We start from the raw sequence: 16,962 nt of genomic DNA on the forward strand, positions 1-16,962 counted from the left end.
CGTCTCAGAGCAGTGCCGCCTCGAGCTCGCCCAGAGCCGTCTCGAGATAGAAGAGGATGCGCTGCAGGCTCGGCACCGAGCGGCGGCACCCGATGACACCGAAATCGAGGTTGCCGCCGTTGGTGGTGAGTGTGATGTTGAGCGCCTGCCCGTCCAGCACCACCGACGTCGGATAGATGCCGTCCAGCCGGGACCCGTTCCAGTACATGGTCTTCCGCGGCCCCGGGACGTTGGAGATGATCACGTTGAACGGCGGCGGCGTGAAGCGGACGAACCCCGGCACCGGTGTCAGAGCGATCGGCGACATGTTGAAAGCGGACCACGCCAGCGCCTGCATCGAGGTGAGGCTGCCGAACAGCTCCTTCCCCTGGGACATGGAGGCGGAGATCGCCGTCAGACGTTCGGCCGGGTCGTCGACGTCCGTCGCCAGGTTGCACAGCGTGACCCCCACCGCGTTACCGCCGGCGTCGGCCTGCTGCTCGTCGCGCAACGACACCGGAACCATCGCGATCAGCGGCTCGTCGGGCAGCGCGTTCTGTTCCTCGAGGTACCCCCGCAGCGCCCCGGCGCACATGGCCATCACGACGTCGTTGACACTGACCCCCGCCGCCTTCCGGACGGCGTGGACGCGTTCGAGCGGCCAGGACTGCGCGGCGAACCGGCGCGCGCCACCGATCGGGACGTTCAGCATGGTGCGGGGCGCCTCGTACGGAAACCTCATGTCGTGCTGCCCCATCGCGGTGCGGGCGATGCGCAGCGACGCCGGTGCGAGACCGGCCACCTCACCGACCGTGCGACGGACCCCGTTCACCACCGACCAGAGGTCGGGGGCGGGGGCGGAACCGTTGGCCGACGCCCTGCGCGGCAGGTTCCACGGCGGCGGTGCGTCGCGCACGTCCGGGTCGGTCGACAGCGTCCGCATCAGCAGCCGCAAACCGGAGACCCCGTCCATCAGCGAGTGGTGCATCTTGGTGTAGATCGCGAACCGGCCGTCGCTGAGACCCTCGATCAGATACATCTCCCACAGCGGGCGATGACGGTCCAGCAGCGTGCCGTGCAACCGGGACGTCAGCGTCAGCAGTTCCCGGACCCGGTACGGGGCCGGCAGCGCCGAATGACGCACGTGGTATTCGAGATCGACGTCCGACTCGTCGGCCCACCACAGGTTCCCGAGACTGCCGACGGGGCCCGCAGGCTTCTTCCGGAAGGTGGGGTCGACGTCCGTGTGCTTCAGCAGTGTTTCGTGCATCGACTTCACGTAGTCGGGGCCGGCATCCTCCGGCGGTGTGAACAATTCGAGCGATCCCACGTGCATCGGATGCTCTCGCGATTCGCCGAGAAGGAATATCGAATCGGTAACCGGCATGATCCCCACCTGGACGTTCACCCCCACTCGGTCACTATCCCATTACGACTTCCGCCTGGATGCTACGTCGGGCGTAGCGTCCGTGCGACCAACTTCGATGTAGACCGTACGGCGCAAAGAGGTGGAAAACCTAAAGGCAGCAAGTCGATGGGCACCGAGGCCGGATCGGAGGCAGGCAATGAGCACTGCGACTTACGAATTCTGCCCGTCACCCCTCCCGGTGACGCGGCGGGAGTTCGCCGGAACCAGCCTGCAGTCGACGGCCCTCGCCCACACACTCCGCCGCACGGTCCGGCCGTTCCTGGACGGGTGGGCGCGCTACCCTGAACTGCCGTGGCCCACGGGAGTCGTCGACCTGTTCGGGTACTCGCTCGGCCCCATCCGCGGAACCGTGCGTAGGCCCATCCGGCTGCCGCACTGCCGCGCCGAATGGATCCGGCCTCCGGGTGAGCTCGGCGACCGGGCGATCCTCTACCTCCACGGCGGGGCGTTCCTGTGCTGCGGGATCAACTCCCACCGCCAGATGGTGTCCCGGATCGCGGCGGAGTCGCAGGCGTCGACGCTGAACGTCGCGTACCGGATGATCCCGCGGAACCCCATCCGAGCGGCCGTCGAGGACGGTGTCGACGGGTACCGGTGGCTGCTCTCGCACGGGTACACCGCCGACCGCATCGTCATCGCCGGCGACTCGGCAGGCGGATTCCTGACGTTCATGGTGACGCTCGAAGCCCTGCGCCAGGGGTTGCCGCGTCCCGCCGCCGACGTCGCGCTGTCGCCGCTGACCGACCTCGACCCGGTGAACAAGCTGGCCCATCCCAACGCCGACCTCTGCGCCGTCTTCCCCAAACGCGCGGTCGGTGCCCTGTCCAGGCTGATCGAAAGGCTGGACACCAGGGGCGGGCACGAGCCGTCCACGTCACCCGTGGACGGCTCCCTCGCCGCCATGCCGCCGGCGCTGATCCAGACCGGCTCGCAGGAAATGGTCTACGTCGACGCGGAACTGATGTCCGAGCGGCTGTCCCAGGCGGGTGTGCCGTGCGAACTGCAGGTATGGGAGCGGCAGGTGCACGTCTTCCAGGCCGCCGCCGGACTGCTCCCCGAGGGCACCCGCGCCATCCGCGAGATCGGCCGGTTCATCCGCAAGGCCACACCCGTGAGTACTTCTTAACCGCCGGACGTTGACAAGTACTCACGGGGTGAAGAGGTGATTCCGGTCGAGCGTGGACCCCGGCGTGCGACGGCCACCCCACCCGATCACGGCGCGGTAGGCGCCGAGCGCCCCGGACTCCGCCAAACCCTCGGCGTCGGTGTGCGTCGAGTCCTCGGGAACCGGGGTGTCGAACGGCGCGACATACAGCGCGTCGGTCGGACAGTTCGCCTCACACATGAAGCATGTCTGACAGTCCTCCTGATGCGCGACGACGGGAACCCCGTCCGTGCCGCGGCGGAAGACGTCAGTCGGGCAGACCTTGATGCAGATGTCGCACTGCACGCAGCGGTCGGCGACGACGACCTCGATCACGACGCGACCGTCCGGGCCTCGGCGGTGCCGTGTTCCGGACGCACCCACACCTCGCCCAGCCCACCCGACAGCAGTCGACGGGTCTGCGCCGGATCGGTGTCGGGCAGGTCTGTGCGCACGTGCATCCCCCGGGTCTCGGTCCGCGCCAGCGCGGAGTGCGTCGCCCACCGCGCGACGGCGAGCATCGCGGCGGCCGAACGTGCCTGCAGCAGTTCCCGTTCGGTGCCGCCGAGCAGATCGGCGGCGCCCGACCAGGCCTCGTCGAGGGCGGTCACGCTGTCCTGCAGGCTCGTTGCGCTGCGCCGGTAGCTGCGTCGCAGCGGCAGGGTGTGCTCCTGCACCAGTCCGACGATGGAGCGCGACGCCTGCCGGCGGGCGGACGGTCCGCGCAGTCCCGCCGCGCCCGCGCCGCGCACCCCGTCGGGGACGGGACGCGTCCGCGCGAACCGGGCGGCGCCCGCACCGGCCCATGTCCCCGAGGAGATGGCCCACGCCCCGTTGTGGCTGCCGCCTCCGCTGCGACCACCGGTGATGAGCTCCCGGGTGGCCGCGTCGCCCGCCACGAACAGGCCGGGAACGTCGCTGGCGCAGTCGGTGCCGGCGACCCGGATGCCACCGGTTCCGCGCACCGTACCCTCCAATACGGCCCGCACGGGATACTTCTGCGTGAACGGGTCGATGCCCGCCTTGTCCAGCGGCAGAAAGTAATTCGGTTGCGACGTGCGCATGGCTGCACGGATGTCGGGTCTGGCCCGGTCCAGTCGCGCATACACGGGGCGGCCGGCGGCGAGGTGCGCCATCGCGGCGCCGCGCGCGGAGAAGCCGCCGTCCCCGAGTGTCCGACCGTCCGCGTCGTAGTAGGTGGCGAACTGCATCATCAAACCCTTGGTGTGGCCACTCCACGCCGGTGCCAGCGCGTAGGCCGTCGAGAATTCCATGCCCGAGAACGACGCCCCGACCTCGGCGGCCATCAGCAGTCCGTCGCCGGTGTCGACGTTCGTCCCGAAGCTTCCGGACAGGAAGGCGCAGCCGCCGGTCGCGACGACCACCGCCCCGGCGCGCACCGACCACGGCGCGTATCCGTTCTGCCGTTGCAGACCCGCGGCACCGGACACGACGCCGTCACCGGTGGTGAGCAGTTCCAGGGCGGGGCTGTGGTCGAGGATGGTGACCCCGGCGCGGTGCACGCGCCTGCGCATCCGGCGCATGTACTCCGGCCCCTGCAGGCTGGTGCGCACCTCCCGGCCGTCGTCGCCGGCCGGAAACCGGTAGCCGGCGCCTGCCAGTTCGTCCACCCGGTGGTGGGTCTCCTCGAGTACCCGGTACATCCAGGCCGGCTCCGACAGCCTGCCGCCGTCCTCGAAGCGGGCCTGCACCGACCGTTCGCGTGCGGGCCCGGGCGGGACGTTCCACAGGTTGTTGCCGCCCGACGCGGTGGGGCCGCTGGTGCCGCAGTACCCCTTGTCGGCGAGGACGACCCGCGCGCCGTCCCGGGCCGCCGCCAGTGCCGCCCACGTTCCGGCGGGTCCGCCGCCGAGGACGAGGACGTCGGCGTCGATCTCGAGCCGGCTCACGAAGCGAACAGCATCGCCGACGCGGCGACGGCCGCCCCGGTTCGTTCGGACAGCGGGCGGCGGAACAACCAGTCGAGCAGAGACATCGTTACCCCGGTCGGAGCGGTATGGACACCGCTCGATCGTCGGCTGACCGGCTCGTCCGAACAAGGGTTCTCGTCAGCGTGCGCCGAACCCCGGCAACCGTCCAGCGAACCCGCCCGGACGACTCGACTTCCGGACACATGCGGCGGCAGGCGGCACCGCCCTCTATGGTGGACGCATTTGCACGCCGAGGACGGGTAGCGCATGGACGACAGGACTGTAGCGATCGGGGCACTCGCGATTGCCACCGTGTCGGCGGTCTCCGGCCTGATGATCGGTGCCGCGGGCGGCGCGTTCGGCAACCGCGGACCGGCAGTCGCGCCGCCGCCGCTGACGTCGGAGGGCCTGCAGGCCGCCGGACCCTACAGCGCCGCACCGGCCACCTTCCAGGTGTTCGTCCCGCCGACCCCCACCTGGCAGATGGCCGACCTCACCACCCCGCGGGCCGTCACGCTCACCACCGAACCGGCGCCGGTGACCACGGCGCCGCCGCCCGCACCCTCGACGACCCCCGCCCCGCCTCCGCCGCCGGTCCGGACCACGGTCGCGCCGCCTCCCCCGACGATCAGCCTCGCCCCGGTCACCACACCCGTCACCCGGCCTCCCGTCGTCACGACGACCGAGCAGACCGTGCCCCGGATCGCGGCCCCGCCGTCCGCGGCACCCGCGGAGCCGACCCTGCCGCCGGTCACCACCACCACGACGACGACGCGTCCGGTGATCACCATCCCGCCCGTCACCACCAGACCGCGCGGCTGACGCCCACCACAGCCCGTCCGAGATCGGGAGCGCCGACACGCCCTGCACAGGAGTCGGTAAGGTGGCTTCCCGCCGGATTGGGGGGTCCACTCCGGGACCGTGAGTGTCCAGCATCGGAGGTCGGGATGAATGGCGGGGAGAATTTTCGGTCGGGCGAGTGGGATCACCGCGCCATCAGGAGTGCGGTCGACGCGCTGAGGCCCGCCGAGTCCGGTGCGGTCGCCGCGGCCTGGGACGACCTCGGACGGCGATTCCAGGAGTCGGTCACCGCGTTCCACGACGCGACCCGCGCCGCGGTCGACACCGGCTGGCGTGGGCCGACCGCGGCCGCGGTGGCATCGGCACTCGACGACTACGCCGCCCGCGCCGGGCAGGTCGGCGGCCGGTTCACCGATGTGGGCGATGCGTTGCGGCACGCGACCGCCGGAGCCGAAGCGGTGCGCGGCGCGGTCGGCAGGCCAGGCGACCACCCGGCCGACTGGACCCGGGTGCTGCCCGCCAACTGGACCGCGGACGCCGACGCGGACGCCGCGGAACAGCACGCGAAGGCCGCCATGGACACCCTCTACACCTCGGCGTACCGCCTTGCGGACGAACAACTCCCCGCGGCCGGCCTCGCCGCCACCCACGCCGCCGCAACGGCCCACGGTCAGCCGGTGGGCTTCGACATCGGACCGAACGGGGTGCACGGCATACCCAGCGATCAGCAGGTGGCCGAACCCGAATCCGATTCCGTACCGCGCAATGAGCACCGCAGGAGCGGCGAGGTGCCGCTCGAAGACTCGCCGGCGACCGCGCAGGCCGCACCGGGTTCGATCGCGGGTGCGGCGCTGGCCGGCGCCGTCGGCGGCGGGGTGGCGCAGTACGCGCGCGGCATCGTGTCCGCTCACCGGACGACCACCGCCGAGCGGCCCGGCGGCCCGGTCCGGCCCGCCGCACGGGAGGACGAGGAGGAACCACCCACCTACCTCGAAAGCATCGACGAGGGAAGCGAACTCGTCGGGAAACTGCCCCTCGTCACACCCGCGGTGATCGGCGAATAGTCGTGGGGCATTGGGTGTTGAGCGGTCCGCAGTTCTCGGCGTTGTGGGCCCGGACCGGACAGGACCGCATTCCGTATCCGTTCAAGGTCACGAGCACGCTGGCCACCGCCGACGAGTACGAGGCCCAGCAGCGCCGGATCCGCGCCGACTTCTCCGGCCCCGAACACGACCCGCTCGGGTTGGCACTGCTGGTGCTCGCCGAACCCGACCTCCGGATCGAGATCTCCGGTTCGGCAGGTGTGGACGGCGGTGCCTCGATCCGCATGACGGGAGCCCTGGCACGCGGGCACGGGATCGCGGCGGTGCAGCATCCGGGCGCCGAAGTGGTGATCCGGAGCTGCGAACCGTACGACGTCGGCCGGCAGCTGATCGCTCAGCTCCCCGACACCGACGCGGGCACGGCGGCGGGCATCGTGGTCCCGCCGACACCGGCCGGGAGCGCACGGGCAGCCCGGATCCTCGACAGGCCCTCGACGAGCCAGGGGGTCGTCACCGTCGTCCGCGGCTCGCGGCACTCACCACGCCCCGTCGGCGGTCTGGCGTGGCGGGACGTCGACGGCGACGGCCGGTACCTCGTGTGGGGCGATACCGCCGTGGCCGTGGAACCGGGCACGTCGTGGGACCTCCTCGACGCCGTCACCAGGCTGACCGGACGGATCGCGGCCGGTCACCCCGTCTGAGCGCGCCACCCCCTCCTGCGCTGCGGTCTCGGCGATCGCCGCTACCGTATAGAGCGGAAGTAGGTGATTCGTGGTCGACCCGGACGGAGCAGACATGCAGGACTTCGATCTGGATTCGAGTGTGAACCGCGACTGGGCCGAGTTCCAGCGGCGCCTCGCGGACTATCTGGCAGCGATGCAGGACGAGGACCTTCTGGTCCTGGAATCGGGGTTCGAGGAGCTCGACGAATCCCAGGGGCTGATGCCGTGCATCCAGTTCGTCGTGTGGGACGGGGACACGGTGCGCTGCGAGGTGCCGTCGAACCATTACCTGCACCCCGACCGCGCACTGACCGAGGCCGAGCAGACGTACCTCACCGAGCTGGGCTGGAACCGGCCGACCCGCGGTCCGGACGACGAACCCGATGACGGCTCCCCCGCGTTCTACGTCGACAAGAAGCTGTCGTGGTCGGATCAGCTGGCCGCGATGGCCGTGGCCGCGTTCCGCGACGTCTGGGGAATCACGCATCCCGCGTTCCTGAGCACCGAGACGTCGAGTACGGATCCCGAGGCCACGTTCGACCCGGTTGCGGTGCGGCCGCCGCTGGTCGCGCAGCTCGACCCCGCAGCCGCCGTGGTCCCGCGCGACGTCGAGCACCTCCACGAACTGATCACTCTCGCGTTGGTCCCGATGCTCGGGCTGCTGCCCGAACGCGACCCGGACGGCGACGTCCCGATCCGGATGGGCAACACCATCTTGTTCGTCGGCCCGCTCGCCGACACCGTCGACGTGCAACTGTTCGCGCCGCTGGTGCACGACATCAGCGACCGCACCCGGGCCGCCGAGGTCACCGCCGACCTCAACCGCATGTGGTCGCGGATCAAGTTCGTGCTGGTCGACGACCGGTTGTCGGCGTTCCTGGAAGTGTCGGGTAACCCGTTCGTCCCGCAGCACCTCACCGACAGCTGCAAGGCGTTCTCCGATTTCCTGCGCACCGTCGACAACGAGTTCGCGTCGCGGTTCGGTGGCGAACTGTTCTTCAACCGCGACTCCGGACCCGACGGGGAACCCGAACCGGACGCGGCACCTCGCACCGAGAGCCGGATATCGTCGACCGACCTGCCGAAGGAACTCCAGACGCTGTTCCATCTCGATCCCGGGCCCGGGATCGACACCGATCCGGCTGTCGTCGCCGACGTCTGCGGTCACGACCGCGACCGGATCCTCGTGCTCCTGGACACCGGCACCGCCTGGGTGTCCCGGTTGCGGGAGACCGACGACGCGTCCGCCGACCAGTGGGAGCGCGTCGTCGGCGCCCTCCGCCACGCCCTCCGCACCCTCGTGCTGCCCCCGACGACGGGCGCTCCCGACACCAAGCCGCGGCCCGAGCAGATGGGGCTGTTCACCAATCCCGAGGAGCAGACCCTGTTCGACGATCCGTCGTCCTAGAACCCGCCCTTTCGACGATCGGTCCGGGTTTCCCGGGATGTGGCGTACTGTCAGCACTATCGGAGCCGTCCAGGTTCCGCATTCAGGGATGGTCCATGGCTGACAAATCGCCCCGCAATTCCATGTCGAAGAAATCCGGTAAGTCGCTGAAGGAGAAGCGCGCCGACAAGAAGATGAAGACGAACGGACAGAGCGATCCGGAAATCGTCTCGCACGTCAAGAAGCGCTAGCGCCCGTGCGCCTTTCTGGTAGCGGCAGCAACCACAAAGGCGCACAAGCCGTCAGGCGACGACGGAGCGCTGGGGGACGCCCGAGTACTCGCTGAGCGGGCGAATCACACTGTTCGACGCGCCCTGCTCGATGATGTGGGCGGTCCACCCGGTGATCCGGCTCATCACCAACATCGGCGTGAACATTTTCACGTCGAATCCCATCAGGTAGTACGCCGGACCGGTCGGGAAGTCGAGATTCGGCGCGATCCCGGTGGCGCCGGCCATCGTCTTCTCCAGGATGTCGTACATCCGCACCCACTTCTCGCCGCAGGTGGCGGCGGCGATGTCGAGCAGTGCCGCCTTCATCGTCGGTACCCGCGAGTCACCGTTCTTGTAGACCCGGTGGCCGAAACCCATCACCTTCTCCTTGGCGGCGAGTTTGCCCAGCAGCCACTCCTCGGCGCGGTCGGGCTCGCCGATCTCGAGCATGTCGTGCATGACGGCCTCGTTGGCGCCGCCGTGCAACGGACCCTTCAGCGCCCCGATCGCCCCGATCGCCGCGGTGACCGCACCGTAGATGTCGGACAGTGTCGACGTCACCACGCGAGCCGCGAACGTGGACGCGTTGAAACTGTGCTCCGCATACAGGATCAGCGACACCTCGAACGCCTTGACGACGGCCGGATCGGGCACGCCCCCGAAGCACATGTTCAGAAAGTTCTCCGCGAACCCCAGGTGCGAGTGCGGTGCGATCGGGTCCTGTCCACGCCTGCGCCGGAAGTCGGCGGCCACGATCGTGGGCAGCACCGCCGTCATGCGCAGCGCCTTCGCGAGGTTCTCGGACGGCGAATTATCGTCCTCCGCCGGGTCTTCCGCGCCGAGGTAGCTGATCGCCGTGCGCACCACGTCCATGGGGTGGCAGTTGTCGGCATCTTCGCCAGCAGCGACAGCAGGGAGCGGTCGGCCCGGCGTGCCGCCCGTTCACGCTGGCAGAGCAGTTCCAGTTGCGCGGGGGTGGGGAGTTCGGCCTACCAGAGCAGGTACGCCACCTCCTCGAAGCTGCAGTGCGCTGCCAGGTCCTGCACCGCGTAGCCGCGGTAGGTCAGCGAATTGGTCTCCGGCACCACCCGAGAACGGTCGTCCCGATCGGCGCGGGCTGCAAGGTCTGCGACCGGCCCGCGAGCGCGCAACGCGCCTTCCCGCAACTGGGCCGGGCTGTCCTCGTCAACGAGGACAGCAGCGGCCATCTTCCGTATCCGCAGGGCCGGTAGGCGCTCCGCGCCCGTGCGCGGTTAACGAGTCCAGGGACTCGTCGACCACTCACGGGCGGTAACGCTGCTGGCAATCGTGACGACTAGGACGTCGGATGCTCCTTCGTTCGGGATGAGCGCCTGCGACACGGGTGGGGGCACATGAGCGACGGCGCGGACAGGCGCAAGGACCGCTGGACGACGGGACTCGTCGTGGTGTCGATCATGGCGTGCGGGGTGATCGTCGCGGGACTGCTCGATACCGGATCCGGCCCGGCGACCGTCGACCTCACCGCCGACGGTCCCGCCGAAGCCCCGTCGTACGTCACGCCGACGGTCGAGTATCCCGTCGACATTCCCGGGTGCGCGACGGTGGAACCGCCGTCGGAGGGGGAAGCCTTCGCCATGTGGGTCGGAGGCGAGCAGAGTTACGACAACCCGCGCTACCCGTGGTTCTCGGCACTCAAGGCCTCGGCCATGACTGCCGCCGTCCTCGACGCCCTGCCGGAGGCGGTGGAGATCCCCCTCGTCAGCCCCACGGAGTCGTTGCTGTTCGAGCCGATTCCGGAGTACGAGCAGCCACCGGACGTCGAGGACGACTTCGGCGGCGTCACCAGCGCTCGGGGACCACTGCTTCGAGACTCGTCCCCCGGGTCGCTGTGGTTGTCGGTCAGCAAGGCGGACAAGCCGATTCCGCCGTGCGTTGCCGGGGAACTCGACCGTCGCACGACGCTGCCCGACGGCACCGTGCTGGATGCGGACGACACGTGGTCCGAGTACGACGGCCACCGCACGCTGTCCCGGAGCGTCGCCGGCTACTTCCCGGACGGCACGTGGATCCATGCCGACGCCACCGACGAGAACTTCGCCGAGGCCGACCCCGGCTCGAAGTACAGCGGCACCATCCCACTGAGCCTCGACGAACTCACCGCCATCGTGCTGCGTCCCGAACTGCGGGCGGGTACACCGGTTCCGCCGGGCACCCCGCCTCCTCCGACGGCATGCGGGTCGGGGGGCGGCTCCGAGGACGAGGGACCGGCGCTGACCCGCGCCGATCTGGACCGGCTGAATGCCGTGCTCGACGACGCGTGGCGCGATCAGCGCATCGCGCTGTCGAGACCGCTCGGATCGCTGCAACTGGCCGAGTACAGCGACAACGCGGTGTGTGAGAGCGTCGACGTCACCACACGAGGATCCGAGGGGACCCTGCGGATCTCGATCGAGGGCGGCTACACCGTGCCGCCCGAGCCGGACAAGTACGACCCGTCCTACGACCCGCAGGCCGCGAAGGCCACCCGACTTCCGGACGGTTCCGTGTTGGAGCGACGGGACGGGTACACCTCCGCGGCGACCGTCCCCGGTGAACCCGCCGTCGACGAGGCCGGCCGTCACGTGACGCTGACACGGCCGTCGGGCACCCGGGTGTCGGTCAGCTCGACCTCCACGCTGCCGGCCCCTCCGCTCCCCTACGAGCTTCTCGAATCCCTGGCCACGGCCCCCGGACTGGAGCTGTAGCCGACATGGGCCTCGACACGAGCACCCGAAACCTCTGGGCCGCAGCGCTCGTGGCGGTCGTGACCGTCGCCGGCGCCGTCACCACCGTGATCGTGCACGAACCGGAGCCCCCGGAGGTGAACATCCCCGGGCTCACCGGTTTCGTGGGCCCCGACGCCACGGAGGCGTCGCCCGATGCACCCGGCGCCGAGTGGTCGCTGGATGCGGCCGCCACCTACGATCGACAGTTCGCCGTCTTCCGCAACCCCGTGTACGGCAGCGGATTCGACTCGGGCGAGCCGGGATTCGTCGACGCCGGACAGGTGCTGGTCACCATGATCGGGTTGGTGAACCAGCAGACGTCGGGGCTGGACGAGACGCGGTTGGTCGGGGTGGACGCCGACACCGGATCGGTGCGCTGGGCGGCGCCGGTCGAGTCGCTGGGCGGGTGCGCCGACACCCTCGCTGCCGGGCGGATGGTCTGTTACACGACTCCCTTCGAGGACGCACCCGTCATCCTGGCGGTCGACACCGACGACGGGTCCGTGACCCGCACTCCCACCGACTGGACGATCCTGGCGATGACGGCTGCCGACGACTGGCTGTACGTGATGGAAGGCGACCCGGAATCCGACGACATCCGGGTGCACAGCGGTGTGCCCACCGACCCCGACGCCCGCTGGTCGCAGCGGTTCGATCTCGGTTCGGCGTGGGAGGACGCGTTCGGTCACCTCATGAGCACCGAGCACGGTCAGGGTGTGCTCGAACTCGGCGGGGAGGTGGCGGGGTTCGACCTCGCGACCGGGACTCCGATGTTCACCCGCACCCTGCCCGACTGCACGCAGTCCGCCCGGGCCACCGAGGGTGGGGTGGTCGTCCGCGTCCACAGCGACTGCACCCTCAGCAAGGTGCTGGGCTCCGAGGCCGTCGATCGCACCGGTCGCGTCCTCGCGGCATCGGATGTGGAGGCCGCACACACCCTCGCCGTCGATCGCCCCGCCGACAGTACGATTCCGGTGCTTCTCGGCGACGGTTCCTACGACCGGACGACGGGCGAACTGCTGTGGACCAGCCCCGCTCTCGTGTCGACGCCACGGGTCGACACTCCGGAGTCGTACGGCCCGAACACCACGCAGGGCACCGCTGTGGCCGTGCTGGGCGAGGTGGCATTGCTGCGCGACTACGAGGGCAGGACCGAAGCCGCACTCGACCTGAGGTCCGGGGAACGGTTGTGGCAACGACACTCCGACTCGTACGGCACCGTCGTCGCCGCGGAGGGCGACACCGCAGTGTTGCTGGAATCCGATGTCCTGCGCGCCGAGAACGTCCGGTCCGGCGAGGAACTGTGGGTGCTCCCCCTGCAGACCGTGATCGACGACGACTCGTGGGGAAGCACACCCGTCGTCGCGGCGTCGAGCCCCCGCCTGGTCTATGTGACGTCGGGGACGATGGTCGGGTTGGGCTCAGCGAGGTGAGTCGCTACGTGCCGGGCCGGACGAAGTGCACGAGCTGGCTGACGTTGAGCTGCCACCGCTCCTGCACATCGAAACCGTAGGACCGCACGACGCGGTAGTTGGCGCCGAGCCGCACCGGATCACGGGCATCGACGGCCGCCCAGGTGTGGCTGTCGACACCCGCGGACCGGTTGGTCAGCAGCCAGATCGCGGAACAGCCCCTGATCCGGTCCGCGATGCGGTCGGGCGCCAGCGTCTCGTCCCACAACCCGCCCAGTTCCGCCGCCGTCGATCCCCGCGAGATGTCGCGGAGAGCGGCGAAGGCGGGCGGATCCACGGTCTCGACGGTGCGCATCGGGCCGGGATTCCAGACGTTCTTCAGGTCGTACAGCACACAGTCGCCGGGTGCGGCCTCGGATTCGACGAGGTCGGCGACGCGGCTGTAATCCATGCCGCCCGGCTTGGCATAGGGGCCGCGCTGCACCAGGTAGTGCGGCAGGGCGACGGCTCCGAACACCGCGAGGATCACCGCGAGCAGCGGCAGCGATCGTCGTCCGGCGAGACCCGCGATCCACACCATCGACTGTCCGAGGAGCAGTGCGCACGCGGGGGCGGTGAACGTGAAGTACCGACCCAGATACACGTTCTGCGACGTCAGCGAATACAGCAGCACCAGCGCGGTGGGAACGAGGAGCCAGGGCACGGCCGTCGCGAGAAGCCCCGGCTGTTCGCCGCCCCGGTGGTCACGCCCACGGACGATGCCGACCGTCACTCCGGCGACGACGAGCAGTCCGGAGACGACGGCGACGGCGAGTGCGTTGTCGAAGTACTGCTCGACGAGCACGATCCACACGAGATCGAAATTCCGGCCGGCGATCCACGAGACCTGATCCGCCTGCGATTGCACCAGCACGATCACCGGCGCCGCGATCGCGATGCCCGCGCCGGCAGCCAGGAGGAACGACCCGACGCAGCGACGTCCGGTCTTCGTCACCGCGAGCGTCACGACGTGCGCGGCAACGATCAGGATGCTGTAGAGGAACACCGTGGTCGAGACCGCGACGAGCAGCGCGTACAGCACCCACGCGGTGCCCGTCCGCCTGCGCACGGCCACGACGAACACGACGGTCACCCACACCGCCAGCGCCGCGGACAGCGCGTACGAGCGCGCCTCGATTCCGGCGGACGTCACCCGCGGCAGGATCGCGAACACGAGCGCCGCGACCAGGGCCACCCGTCGCGTGGACAGCAGCTTTCCGAGCACGACGAGGCCGGCGGCGCCGATCCCCACGGCCAGCACGCTGGGCAGTCGCAGCCAGAACTCGGTCAGGGGGACGACGCGCAGCCACCCATGCATGCCCAGGTAGTACGCGCCGTGGACGGCGTCGACGTCGAACAGCAACCGCACCATGTCGGGGATGTCGCGCCCGGCGACCGAGACGGTGGCCGCCTCGTCGTGCCAGAACGACGGCGACCAGGACCGGAAGCCCGAGATCGCGACCGCCACGAGTCCGAGCAGGAGCGGATCGCACCATCTCGTCCACAGCCGGGTTCCTCGCTCCGCACCGCTGCGCCGCGACTCGGAAGCCAGCACGGGCAGGGGCGACGTCATTCCGCGGTTCCTCGAGGTAGGTGAAATCAATGACCTACATGGAGACCGTTCCGGACCGCGTCGCCGTTACGTCCGGTGCTACCCGGCGGACGAGTCCTGCGCCCCGAGCCGCCACAGCGACGTCACCTCCCGCTTGCGCGCGGCGTGCAGCGCATCCGATCGGTCGGCGACCTTCCCGTGCCGGGGCGCCACGTCCCGGCGTCCGAGGACGGTCAGTCCGGCGTCGTCGATCAGGGTCAGTAATTCCTCGCGGGTTCGCAGTCCGAGGTGCTCGGCGATGTCGGACAGGATGAGCCAGCCCTCTCCCCCGGGCTCGAGGTGCTCGGCCAGGCCTCCCAGGAATCCGCGGAGCATCCGGCTGTCCGGATCGTAGATCGCGTATTCGATCGGCGAGGTGGGACGGGCGGGAATCCACGGCGGGTTGCACACGACCAGCGGTGCCCGGCCCTCGGGAAACAGATCCGTTTCCACCACCTGCACCTGACCGGCGTAGCCGAGCCGGTCCAGATTCGCCCGGGCGCAGGCGAGCGCATTCGCGTCGAGTTCGGTCGCGATCACCTTCTCGACGCCGCGGTGCGCGAGGACGGCGGCCAGCACACCGGTGCCGGTGCCGATGTCGAATGCCTGCGTGTTTGACGGCAGCGGGGTGTCGGCGACGAGGTCGACGTATTCGCCGCGAATCGGGGAGAACACGCCGTAGGCGGGGTGGATGCGCGCACCGAGGGCGGGAATGTCGACGCCCTTCTTCTGCCACTCGTGGGCGCCGATCGCCCCGAGCAGGTCGCGCAGGGTGGTGACGGTGGGCTGGTCCGTCGGTCCGTACGCCTCGAGCACCGCTTGCCGCACGTCGGGGGCGCGCCGCAGCGGGACGGTCTGGTCGGCGTCGAACGGCACCAGCAGCATCCCGAGGATCCCCGCCCGCCGCGACTGTGTCTGCCGGTGCAGGTGGAACGCGGTGGCGGGGTCGGTGGACGTCTTGCGGGTCTTGCGGTCGGTGCGGGCGGCGACGGCGGTGCCGAGCTGGCGGGCGTTGTGGAAGTCGCCGCGCCACAGCAGCGCCGTCCCCTCGCACGCGAGGCGGTACGCCTCGTCGGCGGTCATCGAGTCGTCGGCCACCCGGATCTTCTTCGGAGGCGTCGCCCCACTGGTGGACCGCCACACCGCCGAATGCTCGGTGCCGTCCTCGGTCCAGCGGACGAACTCGGTTTCCATGAGGGAGAGCCTAGGCGCTTCGCGCCCGTGCGCCTTTTTGGTAGGCGTATTCAGTCGGTCGACGCAACATCCCTGGTAAGGAAGGGTGTTGTGGATGGTGTTCAAGGGGCGGCCGCCGATCGAGCGGCGAGTGCGGGAGCAGTTCTGGGAGTGTTTGCGGGCGGGGCAGGACACGGTCAGCGCGGCGTGTGAGGTGCAGGTCTCGCTGACCCAGATGCGGCGGTGGCTGGTGCAGGTCGGTGGAGTGCGTCCCCGCCGACCTGTTCCCCCGTCGGGGCGGTATCTGTCGCTGTCCGAGCGGGAGCAGATCGACGAATTCCGCCGGGACGGGTGGACGATCCGGGCGATCGCCCACGCACTGGGCCGCAGCCCGTCCACGATCAGCCGGGAACTGCGGCGGGCGTTGTCCTCTCGCGGGAAGTATCTGGCCTCACGGGCCCAACGGGACGCCGAGGCCCGCGCCCGGCGCCCCAAGACCGCCAAGCTCGCCGCCCACGCCGAGTTGCGGGAGCAGGTGCAGGGGTGGCTGGGTGAGGACTTGTCACCGCAGCAGATCTCGCACAAGCTCAGGCGGGAGTATCCGAGCCGGCCGGAGATGTGGGTGTCACACGAATCGATCTATCAGGCGTTGTTCGTCCAGTCCCGGGGAGCGTTGACGCGGGAGCTGACCGCCCATCTGCGGACCGGCCGCTACCTGCGTAAACACCGAAGCACGGTCGGTGAGCGGCGGGGGAAGTTCCCGGACATGGTGATGATTTCCGAGCGTCCCGCCGAGGTCGAGGACCGGGCGGTGCCCGGGCACTGGGAGGGCGATCTGATCATCGGGGCGAACAACAAGTCGGCGATCGGGACGTTGGTGGAGCGGTCGACCCGGTTCGTGATGCTGTTGCACCTGCCGGATGGGCATTCCGCCGAGCAGGTGCGGTCGGCGATGACCCGCAAGATCACCGAGCTTCCCCAGCACCTTGCCAAGTCGATCACCTGGGATCAGGGTGCGGAGATGAGTCAGCACGCCCGGTTCACTGTCGAGACGGGGGTGCCGGTGTATTTCTGTGATCCGCGTTCGCCGTGGCAGCGCGGGACGAACGAGAACACAAACGGCTTGCTGCGCCAGTACTTCCCCAAGGGGATCGCGTTGGACGGGTTCGAAGAGGTCTACCTCGACGTGGTGGCCGATAAACTCAATCGTCGTCCCCGTATGACGCTCGACTGGGACAGTCCAGCCGAGCGTCTCGGGAAACTCGTTGTTGCGACGGCCGCTTGAAAACGCC

14 protein-coding genes and 2 pseudogenes are annotated in these 16,962 nt (G+C 69.7%); 10 read left to right on the forward strand and 6 right to left on the reverse strand.

The window, feature by feature from the left end; genetic code table 11:
• Nucleotides 1-4: 4 nt before the first annotated feature.
• Entirely contained in the window at nucleotides 5-1,366 is a 1,362-nt protein-coding gene (locus tag ACNJ7E_RS35930) for a WS/DGAT/MGAT family O-acyltransferase (protein WP_280783698.1), read from the reverse strand.
• A 178-nt stretch (nucleotides 1,367-1,544) separates the two neighbouring features.
• Between ACNJ7E_RS35930 and ACNJ7E_RS35935 the strand changes: the two genes are divergently transcribed.
• The gene (locus ACNJ7E_RS35935) at nucleotides 1,545-2,534 is read left to right on the forward strand and encodes an alpha/beta hydrolase (RefSeq protein ID WP_280783699.1); all 990 of its coding nucleotides are present in this window, start codon (nucleotides 1,545-1,547) and stop codon (nucleotides 2,532-2,534) included.
• Nucleotides 2,535-2,555: 21 nt separating this feature from the next.
• Here the strand turns inward: ACNJ7E_RS35935 and ACNJ7E_RS35940 are convergent, their stop codons facing one another.
• Both ACNJ7E_RS35940 and ACNJ7E_RS35945 read right to left on the reverse strand, forming a co-directional pair.
• Nucleotides 2,556-2,888 carry a 4Fe-4S dicluster domain-containing protein gene (locus ACNJ7E_RS35940; protein WP_009474288.1) on the reverse strand — a complete coding sequence of 111 codons (333 nt, stop codon included), beginning with the start codon at nucleotides 2,886-2,888 and terminating at the stop codon, nucleotides 2,556-2,558.
• Nucleotides 2,885-4,462 (reverse strand): FAD-binding protein, encoded by a 1,578-nt coding sequence (locus tag ACNJ7E_RS35945; protein WP_280783700.1) that lies wholly within the window; start codon nucleotides 4,460-4,462, stop codon nucleotides 2,885-2,887. The genes ACNJ7E_RS35940 and ACNJ7E_RS35945 overlap by 4 nt, the downstream gene beginning before the upstream one ends.
• A gap of 288 nt (nucleotides 4,463-4,750) precedes the next feature.
• Here ACNJ7E_RS35945 and ACNJ7E_RS35950 point away from each other — a divergent pair, with 288 nt between their 5' ends.
• The 5 genes from ACNJ7E_RS35950 to ACNJ7E_RS35970 all read left to right on the forward strand — a co-directional run bounded on the left by ACNJ7E_RS35950 (nucleotide 4,751) and on the right by ACNJ7E_RS35970 (nucleotide 8,687).
• Nucleotides 4,751-5,305, forward strand: a complete 555-nt coding sequence (locus tag ACNJ7E_RS35950) for a hypothetical protein (RefSeq protein ID WP_280783701.1) — start codon at nucleotides 4,751-4,753, stop codon at nucleotides 5,303-5,305.
• A 125-nt stretch (nucleotides 5,306-5,430) separates the two neighbouring features.
• Nucleotides 5,431-6,348, forward strand: a complete 918-nt coding sequence (locus ACNJ7E_RS35955; protein ID WP_280783702.1) for a PPE domain-containing protein — start codon at nucleotides 5,431-5,433, stop codon at nucleotides 6,346-6,348.
• 14 nt (nucleotides 6,349-6,362) lie between these two features.
• Nucleotides 6,363-7,028, forward strand: coding sequence for an ESX secretion-associated protein EspG (locus ACNJ7E_RS35960; RefSeq protein ID WP_280783703.1), 666 nt, complete (start codon nucleotides 6,363-6,365; stop codon nucleotides 7,026-7,028).
• 70 nt (nucleotides 7,029-7,098) lie between these two features.
• Entirely contained in the window at nucleotides 7,099-8,457 is a 1,359-nt protein-coding gene (locus ACNJ7E_RS35965) for a T3SS (YopN, CesT) and YbjN peptide-binding chaperone 1 (RefSeq protein ID WP_280783704.1), read from the forward strand.
• A 95-nt stretch (nucleotides 8,458-8,552) separates the two neighbouring features.
• Nucleotides 8,553-8,687: a hypothetical protein gene (locus tag ACNJ7E_RS35970; protein ID WP_005254130.1), complete on the forward strand. Its 135-nt coding sequence runs from the start codon at nucleotides 8,553-8,555 to the stop codon at nucleotides 8,685-8,687.
• 51 nt (nucleotides 8,688-8,738) lie between these two features.
• On the opposite strand, the pseudogene ACNJ7E_RS35975 reads toward ACNJ7E_RS35970, so the two are convergent.
• Nucleotides 8,739-9,859, reverse strand: a pseudogene (locus ACNJ7E_RS35975) (bifunctional 2-methylcitrate synthase/citrate synthase).
• On the opposite strand from ACNJ7E_RS35975, the pseudogene ACNJ7E_RS35980 reads away from it, so the two are divergent.
• From ACNJ7E_RS35980 to ACNJ7E_RS35990, 3 genes and pseudogenes are all read left to right on the forward strand, one after another.
• Nucleotides 9,797-9,940 (forward strand): annotated as a pseudogene (locus tag ACNJ7E_RS35980) (short-chain fatty acyl-CoA regulator family protein); the annotation flags it as partial. The pseudogenes ACNJ7E_RS35975 and ACNJ7E_RS35980 overlap by 63 nt on opposite strands.
• A 141-nt stretch (nucleotides 9,941-10,081) precedes the next feature.
• Nucleotides 10,082-11,434 (forward strand): hypothetical protein, encoded by a 1,353-nt coding sequence (locus ACNJ7E_RS35985; RefSeq protein WP_280783706.1) that lies wholly within the window; start codon nucleotides 10,082-10,084, stop codon nucleotides 11,432-11,434.
• A gap of 5 nt (nucleotides 11,435-11,439) precedes the next feature.
• Nucleotides 11,440-12,888 carry an outer membrane protein assembly factor BamB family protein gene (locus ACNJ7E_RS35990; protein ID WP_418342111.1) on the forward strand — a complete coding sequence of 483 codons (1,449 nt, stop codon included), beginning with the start codon at nucleotides 11,440-11,442 and terminating at the stop codon, nucleotides 12,886-12,888.
• 4 nt (nucleotides 12,889-12,892) lie between these two features.
• Here ACNJ7E_RS35990 and ACNJ7E_RS35995 read toward each other — a convergent pair whose 3' ends face one another.
• The gene (locus ACNJ7E_RS35995) at nucleotides 12,893-14,479 is read right to left on the reverse strand and encodes a glycosyltransferase family 39 protein (RefSeq protein ID WP_280783708.1); all 1,587 of its coding nucleotides are present in this window, start codon (nucleotides 14,477-14,479) and stop codon (nucleotides 12,893-12,895) included.
• A 78-nt stretch (nucleotides 14,480-14,557) separates the two neighbouring features.
• Complete coding sequence (locus ACNJ7E_RS36000; RefSeq protein ID WP_280783709.1) at nucleotides 14,558-15,691, reverse strand: methyltransferase; 1,134 nt, start codon at nucleotides 15,689-15,691, stop codon at nucleotides 14,558-14,560.
• Between the two features lie 94 nt (nucleotides 15,692-15,785).
• On the opposite strand from ACNJ7E_RS36000, the gene ACNJ7E_RS36005 reads away from it, so the two are divergent.
• Entirely contained in the window at nucleotides 15,786-16,955 is a 1,170-nt protein-coding gene (locus tag ACNJ7E_RS36005; protein WP_418339463.1) for an IS30 family transposase, read from the forward strand.
• Nucleotides 16,956-16,962: the final 7 nt, after the last annotated feature.

It is taken from the genome of Rhodococcus mengyinensis (assembly GCF_048381435.1).
In the GTDB taxonomy this organism is placed as follows: domain Bacteria; phylum Actinomycetota; class Actinomycetes; order Mycobacteriales; family Mycobacteriaceae; genus Rhodococcus_F; species Rhodococcus_F opacus_D.

What these genes read in the sequence shown, in the direction of transcription:
- ACNJ7E_RS35995 (WP_280783708.1), bottom strand. Translation starts at nt 14,479, where the DNA reads ATGACGTCGCCCCTGCCCGTGCTGGCTTCCGAGTCGCGGCGCAGCGGT.
- ACNJ7E_RS36000 (WP_280783709.1), bottom strand. Translation starts at nt 15,691, where the DNA reads ATGGAAACCGAGTTCGTCCGCTGGACCGAGGACGGCACCGAGCATTCG.
- ACNJ7E_RS35930 (WP_280783698.1), bottom strand. Translation starts at nt 1,366, where the DNA reads ATGCCGGTTACCGATTCGATATTCCTTCTCGGCGAATCGCGAGAGCAT.
- ACNJ7E_RS35955 (WP_280783702.1), top strand. Translation starts at nt 5,431, where the DNA reads ATGAATGGCGGGGAGAATTTTCGGTCGGGCGAGTGGGATCACCGCGCC.
- ACNJ7E_RS35990 (WP_418342111.1), top strand. Translation starts at nt 11,440, where the DNA reads ATGGGCCTCGACACGAGCACCCGAAACCTCTGGGCCGCAGCGCTCGTG.
- ACNJ7E_RS35970 (WP_005254130.1), top strand. Translation starts at nt 8,553, where the DNA reads ATGGCTGACAAATCGCCCCGCAATTCCATGTCGAAGAAATCCGGTAAG.
- ACNJ7E_RS36005 (WP_418339463.1), top strand. Translation starts at nt 15,786, where the DNA reads ATGGTGTTCAAGGGGCGGCCGCCGATCGAGCGGCGAGTGCGGGAGCAG.
- ACNJ7E_RS35935 (WP_280783699.1), top strand. Translation starts at nt 1,545, where the DNA reads ATGAGCACTGCGACTTACGAATTCTGCCCGTCACCCCTCCCGGTGACG.
- ACNJ7E_RS35950 (WP_280783701.1), top strand. Translation starts at nt 4,751, where the DNA reads ATGGACGACAGGACTGTAGCGATCGGGGCACTCGCGATTGCCACCGTG.
- ACNJ7E_RS35985 (WP_280783706.1), top strand. Translation starts at nt 10,082, where the DNA reads ATGAGCGACGGCGCGGACAGGCGCAAGGACCGCTGGACGACGGGACTC.